Origin of the sequence: Frigoribacterium sp. PhB118, from assembly GCF_003751725.1 — a bacterium.
In the GTDB taxonomy this organism is placed as follows: Bacteria; Actinomycetota; Actinomycetes; order Actinomycetales; family Microbacteriaceae; genus Frigoribacterium.
This window is the reverse complement of the sequence record NZ_RKID01000004.1, coordinates 278,823-302,603: the sequence shown is the minus strand read 5'-3', so window position 1 is coordinate 302,603 and position 23,781 is coordinate 278,823. Positions and strand designations below refer to the sequence as shown.

Below are 23,781 nucleotides of genomic sequence, written 5' to 3'. Positions count from 1 at the left end.
CGTTGTGCGCGGTCGTGCTGTACGTTTCGATCCATGGCGGATCTCGACGAGCTCGACCGGCGCCTCCTGGCGGCCCTGCGGGTCGACGCGCGCGAGTCGGCCGCGAGCCTCGCGCGGCGGTTGGGCGTGACGCGGGCGACGATCACCTCACGGCTCGACCGGCTCGAGGCGTCGGGAACGGTGCTCGGCTACACCGTGCGGGTGCGAGAGGCCGACGATCCCGACCTCATCCGTGCGATCGGCTTCATCGAGATCGAGGGGCGGTCGACCGACCACGTCATCCGGCAGCTGCGCGGGTTCCCCGAGGTGGCGTCGCTCCACACGACGAACGGCGGCTGGGACCTCGTCGCCGAGCTGCGCACGTCGTCGCTCGGCGAGTTCGACCGCGTGCTCGCCCGCATCCGCAGCGTCGAGGGCGTCGTCAACAGCGAGACCAGCCTGCTGCTCAGCTCCGTCCTCCGCTGACCGGCACCTGCGCGGCGGCCGCCGTCCTCGGCCGGGTCGCACCAGGGGTGCTCAGGCCGCGCCGCGCCTCCCGGCGACGATGCTCTTCAGGGCCTCGTCGAGGTGCGGGTGGACGAACTCGTACCCGCCGTCGACGAGGCGCTCGGGCAGCACCCACCGGCTCTTGAGCACGAGCTCGGTCTCGGTGCGGAGCACGGCCGTGCCGAGCTCGAGCATCCACCGCCAGGCCGGCAGGCCGAACGGCACGCCCAGCACGCGGCGGAGGGTGCGCATCACGGTGCGGTTGTCGCTCGGGTTCGGGGACGACAGGTTGAGCGGGCCCTCGACGGACGAGTCCGCACGGGCGAAGCGGATCGCCCCGAGCACGTCGTCGACGTGGATCCAGCTGAACTTCTGCCGTCCACCGCCGCGACCCTCGTGGTGGTACGTGCCGGCCGCGAGCCGTGCCCGGGTGGCCGGCCACGGGCCGTCGAACTGCGGCCCGCCGAGGCCCACCCGCACCAGGTTCATCAGGGGGACGAGCGCGCTGCCGTCGCCCAGCACGATGGCCATGCGCAGGGCGACGCGGCGGGTCGCGGGCAGCTCGCCCGAGAAGAACTCGGCCTCCCACGCGGTGGCCACGTCGACCGAGAACCCCGACCCGATCTCGCCGTCCGACTCGGTCATCGGGCGGTCCTCGGCGTGGCGGTAGATCGTCGCCGTCGACGAGTTCATCCAGACCCGAGGAGGCGCGGCGCACGCGAGCACCGCCTCCTTCAGTTCGCGCGTGGTCTCGACGCGCGAGCGCACGATCTCGGCGCGGTTCTCCGGGCCGTAGCGGCAGTCCACGCTCTTCCCGGCGAGGTTGACGAGCAGGTCGGCGCCCTCGAGCAGGGCGGTGATGCCGGCGGTGTCACCCCACGACGCGTCGGGTCCGTGGCGGCCGATCAGGCTGACGCGGGCACCCTCGGCGCGGAACGCGGCCGCGAGGTGCTGCCCGATGAAGCCGCTGGCTCCGGCGAGGACGATGTGGTCGGTCATGGGCTCAAACTAGGGGACCGGACGGTCACCGTCGGCGCGGTCCCTCGACGTCGAGAAGTCCTCACCTGTGGGACGCCGGTTAGCCTCGTCGGCATGAGCCATCCCCTCGTGACCGCCGCCGAGCTCGACGCCACCCTGACGGGAGGGGGAGTCGTGCGCCTGCTCGACGTCCGGTGGCGGCTCGACCGGCCGGACGGCCGTCCCGCCTTCCGCGAGGGGCACCTGCCCGGCGCCGTCTACGTCGACCTCGACTCCGAGCTCGCCCGGCACGGTGAACCCGTCGAGGGGCGTCATCCGCTGCCCGACCGGGCCGACCTGCAGGCCGCCGCCCGGCGCTGGGGACTCCGCGACGGGGACGCCGTCGTCGTGTACGACGACCTCGGCGGGCAGTCCGCGGCCCGCGCGTGGTGGCTGTTGCGGGCCTCGGGCGTCGCCGACGTGCGTCTGCTCGACGGCGGGCTCGTGGCCTGGACCGACGCGGGCCTGCCCCTCGAGCGGGGCGACGCCGACCCGGTGCCCGGCGACGTCACCCTCGGCGACGATCCGTGGCCCGTGATCGACGCCGACGAGGCGGCCTCGTGGCCCACCACGGGCGTGCTGGTCGACAGCCGGGCCGCTGAGCGCTACCGCGGCGACGTCGAACCGGTCGACCCGCGGGCCGGTCACGTCCCGGGCGCCGTCAACCTGCCCACGGCGGGCAACCTCGACCCGTCGGGCCGCTTCGTCGACGCCGCCGCGCTGCGGACCCGGTTCGAGGAGGCGGGGGTCACTCCGGCGACGCCGGTGGCCGTCTACTGCGGGTCGGGCATCACGGCGGCCCACAACGCCCTGGCCGCGACGATCGCCGGGTGCGACCCCGTGCTCTTCGCCGGGTCGTGGAGCGCCTGGTCGAACGACCCCGCGCGACCCGTCGCCACCGGCGACCGCCCCGACTGAGTCGCGACCGGGGTCGCCGGGGCCCGGTCCGTCAGTCGGCGTGACCCGGTTCGGGCACGGTCGTCCGGTCGTCGACCACCGCGTCGACGGCGGTTCGACGCAGGTCGTCGATCGCGTTCATCGCCGCGCCCTTCTGGCGATGGCCCTCGGAGGAGGCGATGACCACGCCGTTGCCGGTGGTGAGGGCGAAGCGGTACTCGCCCGAGGCGTCCTGGGTGACGACGAAGGTGCCTGCCATGGGGGTCCCCTTGCACGAAGTGGTGCGCGCGCTCTGCGTGGCGACAGCATAGGGCCGCACCCCGGGCGGGAGGCCACGCGCGTCGCGGGGTCGGGTGGCGCCTCCCGCGGGTCGGCCACCCGGCGACCACTTGACATGTGACATTCCAACTGTCACACTGTGTGAGTCGGTGCGGCCGCCCGCGAGTCTCGTCCCCCCTCCGAGACCGGGCGGCCGCACCGGTCCGTCTCGGTCGCGCGCCGAGCACACGAGAGCGCCCGACCCCGGATGGCAGTCGCGGGGTCGGGCGCTCTCGTCGTCCCGGGCGGTGGCCGCGGGTCTCGGGTGCTAGGTCAGTCGGCCAGCAGGACCGCCATGGCGCCCTTCAGGGCCTCGCGGTCGCGGCGCAGCTTGGCGACCTCCGCCTCGAGCTCGGCGACGCGTTCGGCCGTGGCGGCCGACCCCGAGCCCGGGGGGCGACCTCGGCGCGGGGCCACGGTGGTCGACGGGGCGGGCTCGTCGTCGTCCGAGGTGACGTCGAGTTCCTTCTCGACCGCGTCGTCGGGTGCCGGCGTGGGGGCGGTCGCCCGCTCGTGGGCTCGGATCCAACCGCGCAGGGACTGCTCGCCGACCTCGAACTCGGATGCCGTCTCACGGATGATCGACCGGTTGCCCGGCTCGGCCTCGCGACGCTCGAGCACCCGGGCGAGCGACTTCTCTCGCGTCTCGTCGCTGTACTTCTGTTCGAAAGGCATGTGCGCTCCTGGTGTCGAGACACGGTGTCGTGTCGGCTCATTGAATAGCCCCCGTGATGACCGTACTGTACGGTGACGTACGAGCGCACGGTTATGACGACAACTCACGTAACCGATCATGTCGCGCATGATGACGGATGGTGTAACACGACCGTCGATGGGCATCAGGTGTCGCCGATGCGTCCGCCGCCGCCGGGGTGCCGCCCCACGGCGACTCGCGGTGGAACCGCCCGTCCTCCGGGAGTTGTCGGGGCGGACCGCTTAAGGTGTCAGGGTGTGGCGAGCCGACAGACAGCATGACAACGACGACGACGAGAACGACTCCGTCGCCGTCCCGACCGGCGCGCCCACGGGCGTGATCACACCCCATGCCGTCAGCCTCGGGCACCCGGGTCAGTCCCTGGGCAACGTGGCCGAGCCCGTCTGGAACACCTGGCGCGAGTCCCTCCGCCGGGTGGGTGGCCCCTCCACGTTGCTGCACTTCGGCGACTCGCAGCGGTCCCGCATCGAGCTGAGCACGACCCACCCCGGTGGCCTCGCGCAGTTCATCACGGGCAAGACGACCCTGCTCTCCAGCCTGATCCGCGACGACCTCGCCCTGCGCACGGCCCGTGCCGCGGCCGGTGAGATCGCCGCCAAGGGGCTCGAGCTGAGCACGGTCCGTGGCATCGACGCCGTCCACCTGGCCATCGGCGTCGCCGCCTGGTCCTTCGCCGGAGAAGACTTCCGGGCGCCCGTGTTGCTGCGGCCGTTGGCGATCCGTCGCCACGGGCGTGACTTCGAGGTCAAGCTGCTCGGCGAGCCCTTCCTCAACCCGGCGTTGGTCGACGCGCTGCACGACCAGTTCGGCATCACGCTCGACGCCGAGTCCTTCGTCTCCCTCGCCAGCCGAGAGGGGTCGTTCACGCCCAACCCGGTCATCGACCGGCTCCGTGGGCTGACCGCCCACCTCGAGTGGTTCACGGTGCAGCCCCGCCTCGTCGTCTCGACCTTCACCGAGGTCTCGACCGAGATGGCCCTCGACGCCCGCGAGCTGGGGCACCCGGTGCTCGACGCGCTCGCCGGCAACCCGATGGCCATCCGTCAGGTCGAGGAGGCCTACCGCCCGACCACCGCCACCCCGCAGGACGAGCGCAGCCCCGAGACCGACACCCTGCTGCTCGACGCCGATCCCGAGCAAGAGAACGTCGTGGCCCAGATCGCCGCCGGCAACTCGGTCGTCGTCAAGACCCTGCCGGGCACCGGTGGCACGCAGACCATCGTCAACGCGGTGGGTCGCCTGGTGTCGCAGAACAAGCGCGTCCTCGTGGTCAGCGCCCGCCGGGCGACCCTGCGCGGCATCACGAGCCGTCTCGCCGAGGTCGGCCTGCCGGGCGTCGCCGTCAGCCCGACCACGCTGCGTCGTGACGTGATCCGGTCGATCTCCCGCAACGAGAAGGCCACCCACCCGCAGATGGGTGAGGTCGACGACGCCCTCGTGCGCCTCCGCAAGGTGCTCGTCGACTACCGCGGCGCCCTCAGCCGCCGGGACCCCGAACTCGGCGTCTCGGTGCTCGACTGCCTCACCGAGCTCTCGCGGCTGGCCCTGCTGCCCTCGGCCCCGGCGACCACCGCCCGCCTCAGCCGACGCAGCATCGCCGCCATGGTCGACGGTCGTGGCCGCGTCGCCGAGACGATGGTCGGTGCCGCCAACCTGGGCGAGTTCAAGTACGGCCCGGGCGACTCGCCCTGGTACGGCGCGCGCTTCACCGAGAGCGTCGGGGCCGGTGACGCGCACCAGCTCGCCAAGAACCTCCACCACCGCGACCTGCCGCGTCTGCTCGAGCGCGCCGAAGAGGTGATCGGCAGCACGCGCATGCGCCCGTTCGAGAGCGTCGCCGAGCTCGGCGTCTACCTGCGCCTGCTCACCGAGATCCGCGACACCCTCGACAAGTTCATGCCCGTCGTGTTCGACCGCTCGGTCGCCGAGCTCGTCGCCGCGACGGCGCCGAAGCGCGAGGCACCCGACATGTCGAGCGCCAACCGCCGTCGGCTCAAGAAGCTCGCCCGCGAGTACGTGCGACCCGGCGTCCACATCGCCGACCTGCACGGTGCGCTGCAGCGCATCCAGCAGCAACGCGTCGTCTGGCAGCGCTACGTGTCGGCGGGCACCCCGCCCGAGGTGCCGACGGGCATCGCCGACACGCACGTGCTGCACCAGCAGGTGTCGCAAGACCTCGAGCGCCTCGACGGCCCCCTCGGCCTGACGGGTGACGACGGGCTCACCGAGATCGGCATCGTCGAGTTGCAGCAACGACTCGAGGCCCTCGCCGCCGAGAGCGACGTCCTGCAGAACCTCCAAGAGCGCACCGAGCTCATGACGACCCTGCGCGACCTCGAACTGACCCCGCTCATCACCGACCTGGCCAACCGCCACGTGCCGGAGCACCAGGTCGCGGCCGAACTCGAGCTCGCCTGGTGGCGCTCGGCGCTCGAGTCGCTGCTCGAGGCCGACCGGGCCCTGCTCGGCGCCAACACCGCGATGCTGGACCGACTCGAGGCCGACTTCCGCCTCGTCGACGAGGCCCACGCCGCGGGCAGCGCCCAGTTGCTCGCGTGGCTCCTGGCCGAGAACTGGAAGATCGGGTTGGTGGACTGGCCCGACGAGGCGTCGGCGCTCAAGGGCCTGCTGCGTCAGGGCCACCTGACCGCTCGCCTGCTGCACGACGCGGCCCCGCACCTGTCGCGCGCCATCGCTCCCGTCTGGGTCGCGTCGCCGTACGAGGTCCACACCATCGCCGACACCGTGCCGTTCGACACGGTCGTGCTCGTCGACGCCGGGGCCACGACCCTGGCCGAGAACGTCGGGGCGATCCGTCGGGGCAAGCAGACGGTCGCGTTCGGCGACCCCGTGACCCAGACCCCGTCCGAGTTCGACATCGGCGTCGTGCCGGGCAAGCCGCCCGTCGACGCGGACGAAGAAGCCCTGGCCGCGTCGCACTCCGAGAGCGCCCTGGCGCGCCTCGCGACCCTGCTGCCCACGCTCTCCCTCACGCGCAGCTACCGTGCCGGCGGAGAAGACCTCGCCGAACTCGTCAACCGTCGTTTCTACGGCGGACGCATCGAGTCCCTTCCCTGGGCGGGCAGCTTCCTCGGCCACGGCAGCATCGCGCTCGACTACGTCTCGGGCGGCACCGCCGTCCCCGATCCCGAGTCCGGCGCCGTCGAGAGCGTCGACGCCGAGGTCGACCGCGTCGTGTCCCTCGTCCTCGAACACGCCCGCACGCGCCCGAGCGAGTCGCTCATGGTGTTGACGGCGTCGGCCAAGCACGCCATCCGCGTCCAGCAGGCCGTGCTGACCGCCGTCTCGGGGCACAAGGACCTGACCGAGTTCGTCGTGGGCGACCGCAGCGAGCCGTTCATGATCGCCACCCTCGAGCAGAGCGTCGCGCAGAGCCGCGACCACGTCGTGTTCTCGATCGGCTACGGCCGCACCCCGCACGGCCGCGTGCTCAGCGACTTCGGGCCGCTCGGCCAGCCGGGTGGTGAGCGCCTGCTGGCCGTGGCCATGACGCGTGCGCGTCGCTCGATGGTCATCGTCACCTGCTTCCAGCCGGGTGACATCGACTCGAGTCGCATGGGCCACGGAACGGTCGCGCTCAGCGAGATCCTCACCGAGGTGCAGGCCAGGACGTCGGCCGAGCACGTCCCCGACGACAGCGAGCCCATGCTCGTCGACCTGGCCCGCCGGCTCGAGGTCAAGGGCATCCCCGTCGCTCTCGGGCACCGGGGCAAGCTCGGTCTCGTCGCCGCCCACGACGGCGTCTGCGTCACGATCGAGACCGACACGACGCTCTCGCGCACCAGCCTGCGCGAGTCGCTGCGCTCGCGTCCCGAGGTGCTGCGGCGGCTCGGCTGGCACTACATCCGCGTGCACGCGTTCCAGCTCTTCACCGATCCCGACGCCGTCGCCGAACGCGTCGCCGAGGTGCTCGGCATCGGTGACTCGCACACGCACGAGGTGCCGGCCCTGTCGGCCAGCCAGCACGTCAACCGTCGATGACCGCAGGAGGCGCGGCGTCCGAGGGCGACGCCCCTCACGCCCTCGAGGCGGCCGAGCCGAGCCCCCTGGTGGTGCGTCGGCGGTCCGGGCGTCGCGTCAGCACCGACCCGGTGCCGGGCAGCGACCCCACGCCCGCGCCCGAACCCGCTCGGCAGGGGTCGAGCGAGAACGACCAGCGACTGCGTGCCGACGTCCCGCCGCACTGGGGCTGAGTCGGCCTCGGGCGGCGACGCACGCCCGACGTCGGCATGAACCACGAATGCGACGATGAACCCCGATTCCGGGGGGTTCATCGTCGAATTCGGGGTTCACGGGCGGTCGGAGCCCGGGGGAGCCGCCGGGGCGTCAGCGGCTGCCGAGCGGACCGTTCTCGCTGTGGGGGTCGCGCGACTCGAGCACGGGTGCGGCGTGGGAGCCGCCGCCCACGGCGGGTGCGGCCTGCGCACGCAGCAGGTCGCGGATCTCGCTGAGCAGTTCGACGTCGGTCGGCGGGACGTCGGCGGGGGTCTCCTCCGCCTTCTGCTTGGCGAAGGTGCGCTTGAGCAGGTTGTTGACCGGCAGCACGAGCACGAAGTAGACGACGGCCGCGATGATCAGGAACTGGATCGCGGACCCGATGACGGCGCCGAACTTCAGCTGGGCCTCGCCGCCGGCGAGCGTCGGGATCGTGACGATGAGCGCCTCGTCGAGCATGGTCGCGTTGAACGCGGCCCCGATCAGCGGGTTGAACACGTTGGTCACGAGCGACGTCACAATGGCGGTGAAGGCCGCACCGATGACGACCGCGACGGCGAGGTCGATGACGTTGCCGCGCAGGATGAACTCTTTGAAACCCTTCACGGGCGACTCCTTCTGATCGGACGAGATGAGATTCTCGACGTCAAGCAAACCACGGAGGCGCGCTCGGGTGGCCCCGCCGGTCGCCGCGGCCGGTCAGGACGAGCTGGACGAGCCGCCCGACGAGCTCGAACCGGACGAGCTCGAGCCCGACGAGCCGGAGCCGGACGAGCCGGAGCCCGACGAGCCGCTGCCGGACGAGGACGAACCCGACCCGCTGCCCGAGGCGCCCGACGAGGACGAGCCGCTCGCGCCTCCTGAGCTCTTGTCGGACGAGCCGGACGACGATCCCTTCTCGCCGGAGCCGCCCGACGAGCCCGAGCCCGACGTGCCCTTCGAACGCGAGTCGGTGCGGTAGAAGCCCGACCCGTTGAAGGTCACGCCGACGGGGCTGAACACCTTGCGGAGCTTGCCCTGGCAGACCGGGCAGACCGTCAGGGTGTCGTCGGTGAACGACTGGACGATGTCGAAGGCGTTGTCGCACTCGGTGCAGCGGTAGGAGTAGGTGGGCACGGAGGCGCTCCTGAAGGAAGGCGAGTCTAGAACTCGTGGATGCCGGAGGGGGTGACGACGCCGTCGACGGGTTGGTCGTGCCGCTCTCGGGGCACCGACTCGACGTACTCGGGGTCGAACACCACAGCATAGACGGGCGGACGACGCTCCATCGAGCCGAGGGTCTTGTCGAAGTAGCCCCGGCCCCAGCCCATGCGCATGCCGCCGTGGTCGATGGACGCCGCGGGCACGACGATCAGGTCGACGTCGTTGACCGCCATCGGGCTGAGCACCTCGCCGACGGGCTCGGGCAGGTCGAAGAGGCCCCGGGTCTCGCTCTCGCCGTCACCCACCGCCCAGTCGAGCAGGCCGTCGGCCCGCGTGATCGGGAACAGGACGCGGACGCCGTTCGCGAAGGCCCAGTTCAGGAACGGACGCGTGTTCGGCTCGACGTCGGTCGACAGGTAGGCCGCGATCGAGCGCACCGACAGGCCCGTCGCGAGGTCGGTGAGGTGCCGCGTGATGCCCTCGGTGGCCTGGTCCCTCTCGTGCGCACCCAGGGTGCGACGCTTCTGGCGGATCTCGGCTCGCAGGGCGCGTTTGGCGTTGCCGACGTCGTCAGTCATGACGACGAGCTTAACCGTCCGACTATTAACCTCCGCGAAACGTCGGGGATGGATACGCTGACCCGCATGGGCTTCACGATTTCTAAAGCAGTCATTCCCGCCGCGGGCCTGGGGACACGATTCCTGCCCGCCACGAAAGCAATGCCGAAGGAGATGCTGCCGGTCGTCGACAAGCCGGCGATCCAGTACGTCGTCGAGGAGGCCGTCAACGCCGGCCTCACCGACGTGCTGATGATCACGGGACGCAACAAGAACGCGCTCGAGAACCACTTCGACCACGTCAGCGAGCTCGAGGAGACGCTGAAGAAGAAGGGCGACCACGACAAGCTCGCCAAGGTCAACCAGTCGACCGACCTCGCCGACATGCACTACGTGCGCCAGGGCGACCCGCTCGGCCTCGGCCACGCGGTGCTCCGCGCCAAGATGCACGTCGGTCGCGAGCCGTTCGCCGTGCTGCTCGGTGACGACATCATCGACGCACGCGACCCGCTGCTGACGCGCATGGTCGAGGTGCAGGGGCAGAAGAACGCCACCGTCATCGCCCTCCTCGAGGTCGACCCCTCGCAGACCCACCTCTACGGCATCGCCACGGTCGAAAAGACCGACGAGGACGACGTCGTCAAGGTCACCGGCCTCGTCGAGAAGCCGGCCCAGGGCGAGTCGCCCTCGAACCTGGCCATCATCGGCCGCTACGTCATCCGCCCCGAGGTCTTCGACGTCCTCGAGAAGCAGGAGCCGGGCAAGGGTGGCGAGATCCAGCTGACCGACGCCCTCATGAAGATGGCCGGTGCCGAAGAGTGGACCGGCGGCGTGTACGGCGTCGTCTTCCGTGGCCGTCGGTACGACACCGGCGACAAGCTCGACTACATCAAGGCCATCGTCCAGCTCGCGTCCGACCGCGAGGACATCGGTGGCGAGCTGCGCCCGTGGCTGCAAGAGTTCACCGCCGGGCTCGAGAAGTAAGCAGGCGACTCGTTCCGTGACGAACATCCCCACGCTGACGGAGGGGGCGGTGACCATCCGCCCCCTCCGTCTCCGTGACACCCGCGACCTCGACCAGGCCCTGATGGAGAACCGGTCGTGGCTGCGGCAGTGGGAGGCCACCAACCCGAACGGCTTCACCAGCCACGACGTGCGCGGCAGCATCCGCTCGTTGCAGACGAACGCCCGGGCCGGGCTCGGTCTGCCGTTCGCGATCGAGCTCGACGGCCGGTTCGTCGGCCAGCTGAACGTCTCGGGCATCGCCTACGGCTCGCTCGGCTCGGCCACCATCGGCTACTGGGTGACCCAGGCGGCGGCGGGCCACAACGCGACGCCGATCGCGGTGGCCCTCGCGACCGACCACTGCTTCCGGGCACTGGGGCTCCACCGCATGGAGATCTGCATCCGGCCCGAGAACGCCCCCAGCCTGCGCGTCGTCGAGAAGCTGGGCTTCCGCTACGAGGGTCTGCGGCGGCGGTACATCCACATCAACGGTTCGTGGCGCGACCACTTCTGCTTCGCGCTGGTCGCCGAAGAGGTCCCCGAGGGCGTCCTGCGTCGCTGGACCACGGGCACCGTGCCGGTCGGGCAGGGCAGCGTGCCCGCCGACGCCCTCGCCGAGGCCGGGCGCGCGCTGCCGCTCTAGCGACTCCGCCCCCGGGGGCGCTCGTCGGGTCGCGAGGCACATCCGTGCCGCGACACGCGGACACACCTGTCGATCAGCGGCCTCCGGGGCCCGCCCGCTCATACCTTGGTCACCATGAACATCGAGTCGTGGGGTGGAGGCGTCGTCCTCGCTCTCGTCGCCGCGCTCTGGCTCGTCTACCTCGTGCCCACCTGGCAGCGCCGACGCGAGTACCTCGCGACCGAACGCAACGCCGTGCGGCTGCAGCAGACCCTGCGCATCCTCGCCCAGACGGCCGAGGTCCCCGACGAGGTGCGCATCGAGGCGAACGCCCGCTCGGTCGCCGACGCGCAGAAGATCCTGCGACACGAGGAGGCGCGGCGCGAGGCCCTGAGGCGTGCGCACGAGGCGGCGCGGCAGCGTGCCGTCACCCGCGAGCTCGCCGCGGCCGCCCCCGTGTTGCGTGCCGCCGACCGCGACCCGGCCCTCGCCGCCCGTCGGCTCCGGCGCTCACGCCTGGTCTCGACCGTGGTGCTCGCCGTCAGCGTCGTCGCCGTCGTCGGAGGCGTCGCCGCGGGCCTGACGTCGTCGTGGGTGCTCGTCGTCGCCGGCCTCGTCTTCGGCGCCGGCGCCGTCGCGATGCTGACCCAACTCGCCGCCGTGTCGCGGGCGCGCGCCCGCCGGGCGGTCGTCGCCCCCGTCGCGCAGCCGCTCAAGGACTTCTCCGGCGTCATGGGCGACGGCGTCGTCATCCGCGACGAGCAGGCCTCGGCCGAGTCGCGCCTGTGGACCCCCGTGCCCGTCCCGAAGCCCCTCTACCTGCGGCGCGGCCGCCAGCGCCCCGTCCCCGACGCCTCGGTGGACGCCGCGTCGGCCGACGACGCGGCGGCCGAGCTGCAGCGGGACTCCCGTCGCTCGGTCGAGTCCCTCCGGTCGGCCCAACACGACGCCCTGCGCGAGGCCGCGCGGGCCGAGGCCGCGCTGCAGTCGACGCGACGGGCGTCGGTGGCCCGCACCGCGCCTCCTGCACCCGTCGCGGCTCCCGCCGTCCCCGCCGAGGAGGCGCGGGTCGAGCCGGTCGCGCCCCCTCGCCCCCCGAGTCGCTTCGCCCGCATGGGCATCATCGACGACCTGCCGCAGTCGGACTTCTCACTCGACGAGGCCCTGCAGCGTCGCCGCGCCGTCTGACCCGCGGAGCGTCCGGCCCGGGTTCATGCGGGTGTCGACGAGGTGCTATCGTGGCAGAGCAGTTTCTGGGGCTATGGCGCAGTTGGTAGCGCGTCTCGTTCGCAATGAGAAGGTCAGGGGTTCGAATCCCCTTAGCTCCACCACATCAGGCCCGGGTCGATCACGACCCGGGCCTTCCTCATGCCGGCGCCGCCGTCGTCGGCCCGGGCGACCTGATGGATCCGCTGTGAGCGGGTGCGGCGGGCCGAGGGCGGTCGTAGCATCCGGGCATGTCACTCGCAGTCAGCATCGTGCAGCACGACGAACACGACCACCCGGTCTGGTACCTGCAGTACTCGTACGCCCGCGCCCTGCCCGGCGCGCCGGCCCGGGGGCCGTACCACTCGCGATCCGAGGCCGAGGAGGCGCTGCGCCACCTGCGCGACGCCGCCCACATGTACGGCGAGTTCGAGATCTCGGTGCTGCCGGCCTGACGACCCCGATTCGGCGCATGACCGCCGAGAGGTTGCGGAGGGTGAATCAATTACGACAGATCGGTAACGAAAACCGGTCGCGCAGCCTGTTCGACCCTCGGGGACGTCGAGATCACGACATGCTTGCCTGATGAGCACTCCGCAGCCGCCCTACGGCTCGTCCGACGAGCCCCGTGACCCTCGCGACGAGAACGGACGCGGCGACCAGACGCCTCCGCCGTCGGCACCCCAGCCCCCGCAGCCGGCCTACGGCACGACGCCCCCGCCGAGTGCTCCCCAGCCCGCCTACGGAGCCCCGCAGCAGCCCTACGGCGGGCAGCCGCAGGGCGACCGCCCGCAGCAGCCCTACGGCGGACAGCCGCAGCAGCCCTACGGTGGCCAGCAGCAGCCCTACGGTGGCGCCCCGACCGGCGCTCCCGCCTACGGTCAGGCCCCGCAGTCGCCGCAGGGCGGCAACGGCCTGGGCATCGCCTCGATCGTCGTCGGCGGCGTCGGACTGCTGCTGTCGTTCGTCGGGTTCGGCGTGATCCCTGCGATCGTCGGCCTCGTGCTCGGCATCATCGCGCTCGTGAAGAAGAAGGGTGCGCGCATGCTCGCCCTGATCGGCACGATCGTGTCGGGGCTGGGCGTCCTGATCGGCATCGCCGTCGTGATCTTCGGTGTCATCGTCGGGCTCGCCTCCGTCCAGGCCATCAACGAGTCCCTGCCCACGAGCGGCTCGATCGACTCGGGTGACACCGGGACGGCCGACGGCGACGCCTCGGCCGAGAACAACGCCTTCGGCGACACCTTCACCTACGACGACGGCATCGCCCTGACCGTCTCGGCCCCCGAGGCGTACACGCCCGGCGAGTACTCGAGCGGCGCCGACCAGGCGGCCTCCGTGGTCTTCACCGTGACGATCGAGAACGGCACCGACGCCAACTTCGACCCGATGCCCTACGAGACGGCCACCTCGGGCGGCGTCGAGGCCAGCAAGGTCTACGACTCCGACATCGAGAGCTCGCCCACGACGGTCGTCCCGGCCGGCCAGTCCATCTCGTACCGAATCGTGTTCTCGGTGGCCGACGCCGACCAGATCGTGTTCCAGATGTCCCCGTCGTTCGACTACGACGACGTGGTGTTCACCAGCTGACGCGTTCCGCGTCCACCGGCCCGTGTCGGGCGGAGCCCCCGTCGTCCGCGACGGGGGCTCCGTGGCGTCCGGGGCGACCGGTGTCGCGCCTCCTGCACCATGATGGTCGGGTGCCTCCGACGACCCCGACCGATGCCCCGACGCCCCACCTCTCGACCGATCCCGAGCTGCTCGCGCGGCTGAGGGCCGACCTGGCGTCGTCCGGGTTCACGGTCGAGCGGCTGCAGGGTGCCGACGCGTGGGGCTCGCACGCCGGGGCCGCACTCTTCCGCGGCGAGCGGGTCGCAGCCCGTCGTGCCCTCGCCCGCAGCGCGGCTCGCGACGAGTCCGTGCGTCCGGCCGCCACGCTCGCGTCGCTCTTCGTGCTCGGCTACCCGCAGACCGTCGACGCGGTGGCCGGCGCCCTGCCGACCCTGGGTGCCGAGGGCGCGGTCGCCCTCGGGCTCGTGGCGAGGGAGGGCGACTCGGTCCGTGCGCTCGTCGACCTCCGTCCGTACGCCTTCGTCGACGCCTCGGGCGAGGCGAGCTGGTGGATCGCCTCCGACCTCGGCGAGCTCGTCGTCGAGGGGGCGCTGCGCGAAGACCACGTGCTCGGCGTCGGGGGAGCCTCGGCGACGCTCGCCGGCCTGATGATCTCGCGCCAGGTCGACCGGGCGCTCGACCTCGGCACCGGCTGCGGCATCCAGGCGCTGCACGCGGCCCGGCACGCGCGGCACGTCGTGGCCACCGACATCTCGCAGCGCGCCCTCGACTACGCCGCGTTCAACGCCGCGCTCAACCTGGTCGACGGCATCGAGCTGAGGCTGGGCAGCCTGTTCGAGCCCGTCGCCGGCGAGACCTTCGACCACATCGTCTCGAATCCGCCCTTCGTCATCACGCCGCGAGCCGAGGGCGTGCCCGAGTACGAGTACCGCGACGGCGGCATGGTCGGCGACGACCTCGTCGCCTCGGTCGTCGAGGGCCTCGGGCGCCACCTCGCGCCGGGCGGCCTCGCGCAGCTGCTGGGCAACTGGGAGTCCGGAGGCGCGGGTGCGGTCGCCGGCAAGAGGGGCGCGTACTCGGTCGCCGACTGGGCGGCCCGGGGTGGCGTGCCCGTCGACGTCTGGGTCGTCGAGCGCGAGGTGCAGGACCCGACCGCGTACTCCGAGACCTGGATCCGCGACGGCGGCACCCGACCCGGTTCCGCGGACTTCGAGCGCCTGTACGAGGCGTGGCTCGGCGACTTCGAGGCCCGGGGGGTCGTCGAGGTCGGGTTCGGCTACCTGACGGTGCGACGGCCCGCAGGCGACGCGAGCCTGCCCGTGGTGCGCACGGAGCGCCTCCTCGGCGGTCTCGGCCAGAACGACGTGGGACTCGGTGCCCACCTGCTCGGCACGCTCGACGCGATCGACCTGCTGCGCGACCTCGACGACGAGCAGCTGGCCGCGCGTCGGCTGGTCGTCGCGGGCGACGTCACCGAGGAGCGCCACTACTGGCCGGGCAACGACGACCCCACGGTCATCTCGTTGCGGCAGGGCGGCGGCTTCGCCCGCACGATCGACTCGGGCACGGCCCTGTCGGCCCTGGTCGGTGCCTGCGACGGCGAGCTCAGCGTCGGGGCCATCGTCGGTGCCCTGGCCCAGCTGCTCGGGGCCGACGAGGCCGCTCTGCGGGCGGAACTGCTGCCCCAGGTCCGCGAACTGGTGACGACGGGCATGCTGCGGGCCTGAGCCGGACGGGCGTGTCCCGTCCCGGGCTCGGGAGACGTGCCGGGCGCCGGCCGGACGGGGTCAGCCGGGGGTCGTCACCGTCGCCAGCGCGAGGCGCCAGACGAGCTCGACGTGCTCGGCCATGTCGGTGGCGGGGTCGAGCATCCACTGGATCTGCATGCCGTCGCTGACCGCGAGAAGGACGGTCGCGAGGCGGGTGGGGTCGACGCCCGCCGGCACCTCGCCCCGTCGCTGTCGGGCGGTGATCGCCTCGGCGACCTGGGCGCGGATCGACGCGTAGCGCTCGACGAAGTACGCGTGGGCGGCATGGCTCGGGTCGCTCGTCGCGGCCGTCGACATGCTGGCGAACAGCTGGACCAGCCCGGGCACGTCGGCGTTGTGCCGGATGACGGTGATCAACTGCTCGACGATGTCCGCCTGCGGGTCGGCGAGGGCGAGGTCGACCTCGTCGCGTCGACGCAGGATGGCCGTGAAGAGTTCGTCCTTGCTGTCGAAGTAGTGCAGCAGCCCGGCCTGGCTGAGGCCGACCGAGTCGGCGAGCTCCCGGACCGACGTGCCGCGGAAGCCGTTGCGGGAGACCACCTCGAGCGCCGTGTCGAGGATCTCCGTGCGCTTGGCCACACCCTTCGCGTACGAACCCCGTTGTGCCATGCGGTCAGGCTAGCGCGACCGTCGGCGGTCGGGCCCGAAACCCACCGTCACTCGGTTTTCGCTGGTAGCGTCACGTCATGACCCTCCACCACGACGGCGACGCGGCCGACGACCAGATCCGAGACGACCAGATCCGAGACGACCAGATCCGAGACGACCAGGCCCGGGACGACCAGGCCCGACTGACCGAGTTGCTCGGGCGACTCACGCTCGACGAGAAGGTGCAGCTGCTCACCGGCCGCGACTTCTGGACGACCCACCCGAACGAGAAGATCGGCCTGCGGCGCATCCTGGTCAGCGACGGCCCCAGCGGGGTGCGCGGCGAGGTGTGGGACGAACGCTCGCCGTCCCTGAACCTGCCCAGCGCCTCCTCGTTGTCGTCGTCCTGGGACCCCGACCTGGCCCGTCGTTACGGTGCCGCGGCCGCCGTCGAGGCCCGCCGCAAGGGCGTCGACGTCGTGCTCGGCCCGACCATCAACCTGCACCGGTCGCCCCTCGGCGGTCGGCACTTCGAGGCGTTCAGCGAGGACCCGGTGCTCACCGCCGAGCTCGCCGCTGCGTACGTCCACGGCGTGCAGGACAACGGCGTCGGCGCGACCCCCAAGCACTACGTCGCCAACGACTACGAGACGGACCGCTTCACCGCGAGCACCGTGGTGAGCGACCGGGCCCTGCGCGAGCTCTACCTGCTGGCGTTCGAGAAGGCCGTCACCGAGGCCCACGCCTGGCTGGTCATGTCGTCGTACAACTCGATCAACGGCGTGACCGCGACCGAGAACGAACTGCTCGAGACGCCGCTGAACAGCGAGTGGGGCTTCGACGGCGTCGTGGTCAGCGACTGGACCGGCGTGCGGAGCGTCGAGAGCGCGAAGCACTCGCAAGACCTCGTGATGCCCGGCCCGGACGGCCCCTGGGGCGACGCCCTCGTCGCCGCCGTGCGGGCGGGAGAGGTGCCGGAGGCCTCGATCGACCGCAAGGTGCTGCGCCTGTTGCAGCTCGCCGCCCGCGTCGGAGCCCTCGACGGCTTCGAGCCGGTCGCCGCGACGCCGACCACGGTCGAGGACGGCATCGCCTTCGTCCGCGAGGCCGCGGCCGCCGGCACCGTCCTGGCCCACGACCGGGGAGGCGCGGTGCCGGTCGACCCCGCGATCGTCCGGTCCGTCGCCGTCGTCGGCCACAACGCGCGGTTCGCGCGGACCCAGGGCGGTGGCAGCGCCACCGTGCTGCCCGAGAAGGTCGTCACGCCCGTCGAGGGCATCGAGCAGGCCTTCCCGGGCGCCACCGTGACCTACTCGGTCGGCGCCGTCGTGCAAGAGGGCGTGGCCGAGCTGCCCCTCGACCGCATCACCAATCCCGAGACGGGCGAACCCGGCGTCCGTGTGTCGTTCCGCTCGGGCGACGACGAGCTGTTCTCGGAGGACCGTCGGGCCACCGCGCTCGTCTGGTTCGGTGGCGACGCCCCCATCGAGCGCAGCGACACGGTGCGCTTCTCGACCCGCTACACGCCGGAGGTCACGGGCGAGATCCTGCTCGGCGTGGCCTCGGTCGGCCACTCGGTCATCCGCGTGGACGGCGAGGTCGTGCTCGACGGCACGAGCGAGGCCGTCGGCGACGACCTCGGCGCGGCGTTCCTCGCACCGCCGTCGCAGTCGGCGGCCGTGGCGGTCGTCGAGGGGCGACCGATCGACGTCGTCATCGACCACACCATCGGGGCGAGCGCACTCGGCGGAGCCCTGAGCTACACCTTCGGCATCGAGCCCGACGACGCCGACCCGTCCGGGCTGATCGACGAGGCCGTCGCGGCCGCGGCGGCCGCCGACCTGACGATCGTCGTGGTGGGCACGAACAGCAAGGTCGAGTCCGAGGGCTTCGACCGCACCTCGCTCGACCTGCCCGGCCGCCAGGACGAGCTCGTCTCGCGCGTGGCGGCGGCCGCCGCGACGACCGTCGTGGTCGTCAACGCGGGATCGCCGGTGACGATGCCGTGGCGTGACGAGGTCGACGCCCTGTTCCTCACCTGGTTCGGTGGTCAGGAGTACGGCCACGCGCTCGGCGACGTCCTCACCGGTGCCGTCGAGCCCGGCGGCCGTCTGCCCACGACGTGGCCCGCCACGCAGGCGGACGTGCCCGTGATCGACGTCACCCCCGTCGACGGCGAGGTCGTCTACGACGAGGGCATCCACGTCGGCTACCGCGCCTGGCTGAAGGCCGGCACGACCCCGGCCTACCCCTTCGGGCACGGCCTCGGCTACACGACCTGGTCGCTCTCGGGCCTCGACGTGACCTCGACGGTGAGCGCAGGAGGCGCGGTGCAGGTGGCCGTCGACGTCACCAACACCGGCGCCCGCGAGGGCAAGCACGTGGTCCAGGTCTACGCCTCGCGCCTCGACTCCGTGGTCGACCGTCCGGTGCGGTGGCTCGTCGGGTTCGCGCCCGTCGTGGTGCCGGCCGGGGGGACGAGCCGCGTCGAGGTGACCGTCCCGGCCCGGGCGTTCGCCGACTGGCGCGACGGGTCCTGGGCCCACGAGCCGGGCGCCTTCACGGTGCACGTCGGGTCGTCCGTCGCCGAGCTGCCGCTCGAGGCGACGGTCGTGCTCGAGGGGTGAGGCGCGCCGCGTGACGCGACCCGCGCCTCCTGGTCCGTCGGATCAGGAGGCGCGGGTCGTCGGTGCGCGGAGGGGGCGTCAGCCGCGGTGGTTGCCCGTGCGCTCGCCCCACTCGCGCCACGAGTACTCGGGCACGAAGCCGAGCAGGTCGCGGGCCTTGTCGCTGCTGAGCAGCGGCTCGACGCCCTCGACCGCCCGGCGCTTCTCGACCTGCGGCCAGTACTGCTCGGCGAGCACGGCCGTCGGCGTGTTCATCACGGTGTCGGCCGCCGCGATGATGAACGCCTCGAAGCCGACGAGGTCGCTCTCGAGCGCCTTGCGCACGGCCTGGGCGCCGTCGCGGGCGTCGATGTACGAGAACAGGTTGAAGGTGCGCTTCTCGGGGGTCTCGTCGAAGGGGTACTCCGAGTAGTCGCCGTCGTCCATCACGTTCGAGAAGCGCAGGCCGATCAGCTTGAGCTGACGGTCCCACCGCGTGAAGTGCCGCGCCATCTCCTCCTCGACGGCCTTGCCCAGCGAGTACGACGACTCGGGGCGCACGGCGTACTCCTCGTCGAGCGGCAGGTACGGCGGATCGATGTCGAACGGGATGCCGAGCAGGGTCTCGCTCGAGGCCCAGACGACGTTGCGGATCTTCGCGGCACGGGCGGCCGCGAACACGTTGTAGCTCGACGTCACGTTGTTCGTGAAGAGGGCGGCGTTCGGCACCAGGCCGGGGGCCGGGATGGCGCCGAGGTGCACGACGGCGTCGATGTGGTCGTACCGGTCGTCCACGCTCGTGAGCGCCTGGGCGACCTGGCCGTAGTCGGTCAGGTCGACCTTGACGAACACGACGCCCTCGACGGGGTCGGGGCTGGGGACGCGGTCGAGCAGGACGACCTCGTAGCCGTGTTCGGCGAGGTCGCGGACGACGGCGCGGCCGAGCTTGCCGCTGCCGCCGGTGACGGCGACTCGGGTGGTGGGGGTGCGGGGAGACGACATCGTCGGCCCTTTCTGCCGGACGCCCGGCGGGTCTGTGGGTGCGCGGATCGGGCTCCGCGCCTCCGTCGTTTCTACTAGCCGGCGGGCCTCCGTGGTCGGACCCGGGTGGTCGGGCCGACTCCGTCCCGACGCCCGGGAGGCGCGGCGGGGGTCCGCATCCGCTGGGAGCCGTATCGGACGTGCCGGGTAGCTTCGGCCTGACCGGGGTCGACCGTCGGCCCCCGAGAGAGGCCCTCATGAGCACGCCCACGAACCCCGCGAACCACGACGCCGACGAGCGCACCGACCCGGCGGCCGTGCACGGCGACAGCCCCGAGGAGGTCGAGCTGAACGGCGAGTCCCCGGCCGACGAGGCCGCCGTCGAAGGCGCCGTCGACCAGGTCGACGGGCTCCTCGGCGGCCCGGGACGCGTCGCCTGAGCCGTCGGGCCGGTCGACGCGTCAGCCGATCGGCTGCAGCGAGTGGAAGGCGGTGCCGTGGTAGACGAGCGGCGCCGCCGTGTCGTCGACCCGGGCGCCGAGCACCTGCAGGATGACCACGACGTGGTCGCCGGCGTGCACCTCGCGGTGCACCACGCACTCGAGCCGCAGCGGGGTGCCCGACACCAGGACGGCCCCGTCGTCGGTGACGACGTGGTCGACGTCGGCGAACCGGGCGGCCCGCGTGCGCGACGAGAGCTGACGACAGAGCAGGCCCTGGTCGGCGGCGAGCACCGAGACGCCGAGGCGTGGCGCCGTGCGCAGGCGGGCCCAGGTCGCCGAGTCCTGACGTGCGGAGAACGTCACCATCGGCGGGTCGAACGAGGCCCCGACCGTGAAGCTCGAGACGACCATGCCGTCCGGGCCGTCGACCCCGGTGGCGGCGAGCGCGGCGACCCCGCTCGGGAAGGCGGCGAACGCCGAGCGTTCGACCGGGTCGAGCGACGTGGTGCGGGTCATCGGGGCTCCCGTCGAGAGATGTGAACCAGTTGGTTCATCGCGACGTTAGCCGTCCGGTGTTTCATCCGGATTACGAGGTGTTCCAATCACCTGGAAGTCACCCACCACCTCGGGCATCGTCCGAGGTACGGTGTAGTGCGCTCACCGGCTGGTTACCGGGGCGCCCGTTCCCGTCAAGCGGCCGACGAACGCAGCGTGGTCTCCTGATCCGACTTCGTGAGGTCCTCGGCCGTGGGTCCGGTGGGCACGCCCTGGTCCGAGCTCCGCTCGTCGACCGGGGCGTGCCCTCTTCTCGTCCCGGAGGTCGTCGCGGACCGCGCGTCCTCGGGGTCGCGAGTCGCGCCTCCTCGTGATTTACTTGAGTCCCCCTCACCTCGTGGAGGTTCAGGGCACGAGGCGGGGGACCGGCCGCGGGGGCGTCGTCGCGCTCCCGCGGCCGGACGACCCGTCCGTGGTCGTCGCCCTCGGACCGGTGGATGGTGCAGGGTTGACTCATCATGTCGCCCGCTCCCGTCGCCCCCCTCGCCGCCCTGCTCCCCTCGACGCCGGGCGCCGACTCGTACGACGCCGACGCGGCGTACACGGCCTTCGCCGAGTGGGCCGAGTCGCGGGGGCTGCCCCTCTACCCGGCCCAGGACGAAGCGATGATGGAGCTGGTCGGAGGCGCCTCGGTGATCCTCAGCACGCCGACCGGCACGGGCAAGTCGCTCGTCGCGGCCGGCGCCCACTTCGTCGCCCTGAGCCAGGGTGGGCGGTCGTACTACACGGCCCCGATCAAGGCCTTGGTCAGCGAGAAGTTCTTCGCGTTGGTCGAGCTCTTCGGGCCCGAGAACGTCGGCATGGTGACCGGCGACTCGTCGGTGAACTCCGACGCGCCGATCATCTGCTGCACGGCCGAGATCCTCGCGAACCTGGCCCTGCGGCACGGGGCCGACGCCGCCGTCGACCAGGTCGTGATGGACGAGTTCCACTTCTACGGCGACCAGTCTCGCGGCTGGGCCTGGCAGGTGCCGCTGTTGCTGCTGCCGCGTGCGCAGTTCCTGCTGATGTCGGCGACGCTGGGTGACGTCACCCGCATCACCGATGACCTCGCGCGGCGCACCGGTCGGCCCGTGGCTCGGGTCACGGGCGTCGAGCGTCCCGTGCCGCTGCACTACTTCTACGCGCAGACGCCCGTGCAGGAGACGGTCGAAGAACTGCTCTCGACCGGCGAGGCGCCCGTCTACGTCGTGCACTTCTCCCAGGCCGCGGCGCTCGAGCGGGCGCAGGCGCTGTCGAGCATCAAGGTCGCCAGCCGCGAGCAGCGCGACGAGATCGCCGAACTGATCGGCGGTTTCCGGTTCAGCACCGGGTTCGGCAAGACCCTCAACCGCCTGGTGCGCTCGGGCATCGGGGTGCACCACGCGGGCATGCTGCCCAAGTACCGTCGCCTCGTCGAGCAACTGGCGCAACGCGGCCTGCTGCGGGTCATCTGCGGCACGGACACGCTCGGCGTCGGCATCAACGTGCCGATCCGCACGGTGTTGCTGACGGCGCTGACCAAGTTCGACGGCATCCGCATGCGCCAGGTCAGCGCGCGAGAGTTCCACCAGATCGCCGGGCGGGCCGGTCGCGCGGGCTACGACACCTCGGGCACGGTGACGCTGCAGGCGCCCGAGCACGAGATCGACAACCTCAAGCAGATCGAGCGGGCGGGCGACGACCCGAAGAAGAAGCGCAAGATCGTCCGCAAGAAGGCGCCCGACGGCTTCGTGTCCTGGGGCGAACCCAGCTTCACCAAGCTCATCGCCGCCGAGCCGGAGGCCCTGACCTCGCACATGCAGGTCACCCACGCCATGCTGCTCAACGTCATCGGGCGCGGCGGCGACGTCTTCGCCAACGTGCGCTCGCTGGTCTTCGACAACCACGAGCCCCTCGCCAAGCAGTACGCCATGGCCCGGCAGGCCATCTCGATCTACCGCACGCTGCGCACCGCCGAGGTCGTCGTACAAGAGGCCTCGCCCGACGGAGGCGCTCCGACCATCCGCCTGACCGTCGACCTGCAGGCCAACTTCGCCCTCAACCAGCCGTTGTCGCCCTTCGCCCTGGCGACCTTCGAGGTGCTCGACGTCGAGTCGCCCACCTACGCCCTCGACATGGTGTCCGTGGTCGAGGCCACCCTCGACGACCCCCGGCCGATCCTGTCGCAGCAGCAGTTCAAGGCCCGCGGCGAGGCCGTCGCCGCGATGAAGTCCGAGGGCATCGAGTACGACCAGCGCATGGAACTCCTCGAAGAGGTCACCTGGCCCAAGCCGCTCGACGAGTTGCTGACCGCCCTGTTCGAGACGTACGCGGCCTCGCAGCCCTGGATCGGCGACTTCGCGCTCAGCCCCAAGTCGGTCGTGCGCGACCTGTACGAGCGCGCCATGACGTTCGGCGACTTCGTGGCCTTCTACGGGTTGGCCCGCTCCGAGGGGCTCGTGCTGCGCTACCTGTCCGACGCCTTCCGTGCGTTGCGGCAGACGGTGCCGGACGAGGCGAAGACCGACGAGCTGGTCGACGTCATCGAGTGGCTCGGCGAACTCGTCCGGCAGGTCGACTCCAGCCTGCTCGACGAGTGGGAAGAGATGGTGAACCCGAGCGAGCTCGAGGCCCACGACGAGATCGTGCCCCCGACGCTCCGCAACCTCACCGCCAACGCGCGGGCCTTCCGGATCATGGTGCGCAACGAGCTGTTCCGTCGCGTCGAACTCGCCGCCCGCGACGACGCGGACGCCCTCGGGGCCCTCGACGCGGGTTCGGGCTGGGACGCCGACCGCTGGGGCGAGGCCCTCGACCGGTACTACTACGAGTACGACTCCATCGGCACGGACGCCGCGGCCCGGGGGCCGCAGATGCTCCAGGTCGAGCAACTGCCCACGGTGTGGCGGGTGCGGCAGATCCTCGCCGACCCCGAGGGCGACCACGACTTCGGCATCTCGGCCGTGGTCGACCTCGCCTCGAGCGACGAGCGAGGCGAGGCCGTCGTGACCGTCACGGCCGTCGGGCCGGCCTCCGAGCGGAGCAGACCGTCACCCGTCGAGGGGTAATCTCGTAGGGTCGCGCCCCACCCCGGCAGCCGACCA

The 23,781-nt window shown here is 71.9% G+C and carries 22 protein-coding genes and 1 tRNA gene; 14 read left to right on the top strand and 9 right to left on the bottom strand.

What is annotated here, in order from left to right:
* Positions 1-33: 33 nt before the first annotated feature.
* Positions 34-465 (top strand): Lrp/AsnC family transcriptional regulator, encoded by a 432-nt coding sequence (locus tag EDF21_RS13140; protein WP_056049014.1) that lies wholly within the window; start codon positions 34-36, stop codon positions 463-465.
* A gap of 51 nt (positions 466-516) precedes the next feature.
* Here EDF21_RS13140 and EDF21_RS13135 read toward each other — a convergent pair whose 3' ends face one another.
* Positions 517-1,485: an epimerase gene (locus EDF21_RS13135; protein WP_123571647.1), complete on the bottom strand. Its 969-nt coding sequence runs from the start codon at positions 1,483-1,485 to the stop codon at positions 517-519.
* Positions 1,486-1,578: 93 nt separating this feature from the next.
* Between EDF21_RS13135 and EDF21_RS13130 the strand changes: the two genes are divergently transcribed.
* A complete protein-coding gene (locus EDF21_RS13130; RefSeq protein ID WP_123571646.1) occupies positions 1,579-2,421 on the top strand; it encodes a sulfurtransferase in 843 nt (280 codons plus the stop codon).
* A gap of 31 nt (positions 2,422-2,452) precedes the next feature.
* On the opposite strand, the gene EDF21_RS13125 is transcribed toward EDF21_RS13130, so the two are convergent.
* Both EDF21_RS13125 and EDF21_RS13120 read right to left on the bottom strand, forming a co-directional pair.
* Positions 2,453-2,659 carry a DUF1508 domain-containing protein gene (locus EDF21_RS13125; RefSeq protein ID WP_123571645.1) on the bottom strand — a complete coding sequence of 69 codons (207 nt, stop codon included), beginning with the start codon at positions 2,657-2,659 and terminating at the stop codon, positions 2,453-2,455.
* Positions 2,660-2,991: 332 nt separating this feature from the next.
* Positions 2,992-3,393 (bottom strand): hypothetical protein, encoded by a 402-nt coding sequence (locus tag EDF21_RS13120; protein WP_123571644.1) that lies wholly within the window; start codon positions 3,391-3,393, stop codon positions 2,992-2,994.
* A gap of 274 nt (positions 3,394-3,667) precedes the next feature.
* Between EDF21_RS13120 and EDF21_RS13115 the strand changes: the two genes are divergently transcribed.
* Positions 3,668-7,435, top strand: a complete 3,768-nt coding sequence (locus EDF21_RS13115; protein WP_123571643.1) for an ATP-binding protein — start codon at positions 3,668-3,670, stop codon at positions 7,433-7,435.
* Positions 7,432-7,647, top strand: a complete 216-nt coding sequence (locus EDF21_RS13110) for a hypothetical protein (protein WP_056048999.1) — start codon at positions 7,432-7,434, stop codon at positions 7,645-7,647. Before EDF21_RS13115 ends, EDF21_RS13110 begins: the two co-directional genes overlap by 4 nt.
* Positions 7,648-7,780: 133 nt before the next feature.
* Here the strand turns inward: EDF21_RS13110 and mscL are convergent, their stop codons facing one another.
* From mscL to EDF21_RS13095, 3 genes are all read right to left on the bottom strand, one after another.
* Positions 7,781-8,275: a large conductance mechanosensitive channel protein MscL gene (mscL, locus tag EDF21_RS13105; RefSeq protein WP_056049319.1), complete on the bottom strand. Its 495-nt coding sequence runs from the start codon at positions 8,273-8,275 to the stop codon at positions 7,781-7,783.
* Positions 8,276-8,368: 93 nt separating this feature from the next.
* Positions 8,369-8,785: an FmdB family zinc ribbon protein gene (locus EDF21_RS13100; RefSeq protein WP_082460604.1), complete on the bottom strand. Its 417-nt coding sequence runs from the start codon at positions 8,783-8,785 to the stop codon at positions 8,369-8,371.
* 26 nt (positions 8,786-8,811) lie between these two features.
* The gene (locus tag EDF21_RS13095) at positions 8,812-9,390 is read right to left on the bottom strand and encodes a 5-formyltetrahydrofolate cyclo-ligase (RefSeq protein WP_043596571.1); all 579 of its coding nucleotides are present in this window, start codon (positions 9,388-9,390) and stop codon (positions 8,812-8,814) included.
* 48 nt (positions 9,391-9,438) lie between these two features.
* Between EDF21_RS13095 and galU the strand changes: the two genes are divergently transcribed.
* The 7 genes from galU (at position 9,439) to EDF21_RS13060 (ending at position 15,501) form a co-directional block, all read left to right on the top strand.
* Positions 9,439-10,353 (top strand): UTP--glucose-1-phosphate uridylyltransferase, encoded by a 915-nt coding sequence (gene galU / locus EDF21_RS13090; protein ID WP_369794403.1) that lies wholly within the window; start codon positions 9,439-9,441, stop codon positions 10,351-10,353.
* A gap of 16 nt (positions 10,354-10,369) precedes the next feature.
* Positions 10,370-11,017, top strand: coding sequence for a GNAT family N-acetyltransferase (locus EDF21_RS13085; RefSeq protein WP_056048986.1), 648 nt, complete (start codon positions 10,370-10,372; stop codon positions 11,015-11,017).
* 114 nt (positions 11,018-11,131) lie between these two features.
* Positions 11,132-12,184 carry a hypothetical protein gene (locus EDF21_RS13080; protein WP_123571750.1) on the top strand — a complete coding sequence of 351 codons (1,053 nt, stop codon included), beginning with the start codon at positions 11,132-11,134 and terminating at the stop codon, positions 12,182-12,184.
* A gap of 67 nt (positions 12,185-12,251) precedes the next feature.
* A tRNA-Ala gene (locus tag EDF21_RS13075) sits at positions 12,252-12,327 on the top strand.
* 126 nt (positions 12,328-12,453) lie between these two features.
* A complete protein-coding gene (locus EDF21_RS13070; protein WP_056048981.1) occupies positions 12,454-12,657 on the top strand; it encodes a hypothetical protein in 204 nt (67 codons plus the stop codon).
* Between the two features lie 130 nt (positions 12,658-12,787).
* Positions 12,788-13,792 carry a DUF4190 domain-containing protein gene (locus tag EDF21_RS13065; RefSeq protein ID WP_123571642.1) on the top strand — a complete coding sequence of 335 codons (1,005 nt, stop codon included), beginning with the start codon at positions 12,788-12,790 and terminating at the stop codon, positions 13,790-13,792.
* Between the two features lie 110 nt (positions 13,793-13,902).
* The gene (locus tag EDF21_RS13060; RefSeq protein WP_199736368.1) at positions 13,903-15,501 is read left to right on the top strand and encodes a methyltransferase; all 1,599 of its coding nucleotides are present in this window, start codon (positions 13,903-13,905) and stop codon (positions 15,499-15,501) included.
* A gap of 60 nt (positions 15,502-15,561) precedes the next feature.
* On the opposite strand, the gene EDF21_RS13055 is transcribed toward EDF21_RS13060, so the two are convergent.
* A complete protein-coding gene (locus EDF21_RS13055; RefSeq protein ID WP_199736366.1) occupies positions 15,562-16,152 on the bottom strand; it encodes a TetR/AcrR family transcriptional regulator in 591 nt (196 codons plus the stop codon).
* A gap of 77 nt (positions 16,153-16,229) precedes the next feature.
* On the opposite strand from EDF21_RS13055, the gene EDF21_RS13050 reads away from it, so the two are divergent.
* Positions 16,230-18,758, top strand: a complete 2,529-nt coding sequence (locus EDF21_RS13050) for a beta-glucosidase (protein ID WP_123571641.1) — start codon at positions 16,230-16,232, stop codon at positions 18,756-18,758.
* A 78-nt stretch (positions 18,759-18,836) separates the two neighbouring features.
* Here the strand turns inward: EDF21_RS13050 and EDF21_RS13045 are convergent, their stop codons facing one another.
* Positions 18,837-19,739: an NAD(P)-dependent oxidoreductase gene (locus EDF21_RS13045; protein WP_123571640.1), complete on the bottom strand. Its 903-nt coding sequence runs from the start codon at positions 19,737-19,739 to the stop codon at positions 18,837-18,839.
* Between the two features lie 236 nt (positions 19,740-19,975).
* Between EDF21_RS13045 and EDF21_RS13040 the strand changes: the two genes are divergently transcribed.
* Complete coding sequence (locus EDF21_RS13040) at positions 19,976-20,158, top strand: hypothetical protein (protein ID WP_056048970.1); 183 nt, start codon at positions 19,976-19,978, stop codon at positions 20,156-20,158.
* A gap of 21 nt (positions 20,159-20,179) precedes the next feature.
* On the opposite strand, the gene EDF21_RS13035 is transcribed toward EDF21_RS13040, so the two are convergent.
* Positions 20,180-20,677, bottom strand: coding sequence for a flavin reductase family protein (locus EDF21_RS13035; RefSeq protein ID WP_123571639.1), 498 nt, complete (start codon positions 20,675-20,677; stop codon positions 20,180-20,182).
* Positions 20,678-21,174: 497 nt separating this feature from the next.
* Between EDF21_RS13035 and EDF21_RS13030 the strand changes: the two genes are divergently transcribed.
* On the top strand, positions 21,175-23,745 hold the full coding sequence (locus EDF21_RS13030) for an RNA helicase (RefSeq protein WP_123571638.1): 2,571 nt from the start codon (positions 21,175-21,177) through the stop codon (positions 23,743-23,745).
* The last annotated feature ends 36 nt before the right edge of the window (positions 23,746-23,781 follow it).

Excerpts from the sequence above, each read along its gene's own strand:
- EDF21_RS13140 (WP_056049014.1), top strand. The coding sequence starts at position 34 with ATGGCGGATCTCGACGAGCTCGACCGGCGCCTCCTGGCGGCCCTGCGG.
- EDF21_RS13135 (WP_123571647.1), bottom strand. The coding sequence starts at position 1,485 with ATGACCGACCACATCGTCCTCGCCGGAGCCAGCGGCTTCATCGGGCAG.
- EDF21_RS13130 (WP_123571646.1), top strand. The coding sequence starts at position 1,579 with ATGAGCCATCCCCTCGTGACCGCCGCCGAGCTCGACGCCACCCTGACG.
- EDF21_RS13125 (WP_123571645.1), bottom strand. The coding sequence starts at position 2,659 with ATGGCAGGCACCTTCGTCGTCACCCAGGACGCCTCGGGCGAGTACCGC.
- EDF21_RS13120 (WP_123571644.1), bottom strand. The coding sequence starts at position 3,393 with ATGCCTTTCGAACAGAAGTACAGCGACGAGACGCGAGAGAAGTCGCTC.
- EDF21_RS13110 (WP_056048999.1), top strand. The coding sequence starts at position 7,432 with ATGACCGCAGGAGGCGCGGCGTCCGAGGGCGACGCCCCTCACGCCCTC.
- EDF21_RS13095 (WP_043596571.1), bottom strand. The coding sequence starts at position 9,390 with ATGACTGACGACGTCGGCAACGCCAAACGCGCCCTGCGAGCCGAGATC.
- galU (WP_369794403.1), top strand. The coding sequence starts at position 9,439 with ATGGATACGCTGACCCGCATGGGCTTCACGATTTCTAAAGCAGTCATT.
- EDF21_RS13080 (WP_123571750.1), top strand. The coding sequence starts at position 11,132 with ATGAACATCGAGTCGTGGGGTGGAGGCGTCGTCCTCGCTCTCGTCGCC.
- EDF21_RS13070 (WP_056048981.1), top strand. The coding sequence starts at position 12,454 with ATGTCACTCGCAGTCAGCATCGTGCAGCACGACGAACACGACCACCCG.
- EDF21_RS13065 (WP_123571642.1), top strand. The coding sequence starts at position 12,788 with ATGAGCACTCCGCAGCCGCCCTACGGCTCGTCCGACGAGCCCCGTGAC.
- EDF21_RS13055 (WP_199736366.1), bottom strand. The coding sequence starts at position 16,152 with ATGGCACAACGGGGTTCGTACGCGAAGGGTGTGGCCAAGCGCACGGAG.
- EDF21_RS13050 (WP_123571641.1), top strand. The coding sequence starts at position 16,230 with ATGACCCTCCACCACGACGGCGACGCGGCCGACGACCAGATCCGAGAC.
- EDF21_RS13045 (WP_123571640.1), bottom strand. The coding sequence starts at position 19,739 with ATGTCGTCTCCCCGCACCCCCACCACCCGAGTCGCCGTCACCGGCGGC.
- EDF21_RS13040 (WP_056048970.1), top strand. The coding sequence starts at position 19,976 with ATGAGCACGCCCACGAACCCCGCGAACCACGACGCCGACGAGCGCACC.
- EDF21_RS13035 (WP_123571639.1), bottom strand. The coding sequence starts at position 20,677 with ATGACCCGCACCACGTCGCTCGACCCGGTCGAACGCTCGGCGTTCGCC.
- EDF21_RS13030 (WP_123571638.1), top strand. The coding sequence starts at position 21,175 with ATGTCGCCCGCTCCCGTCGCCCCCCTCGCCGCCCTGCTCCCCTCGACG.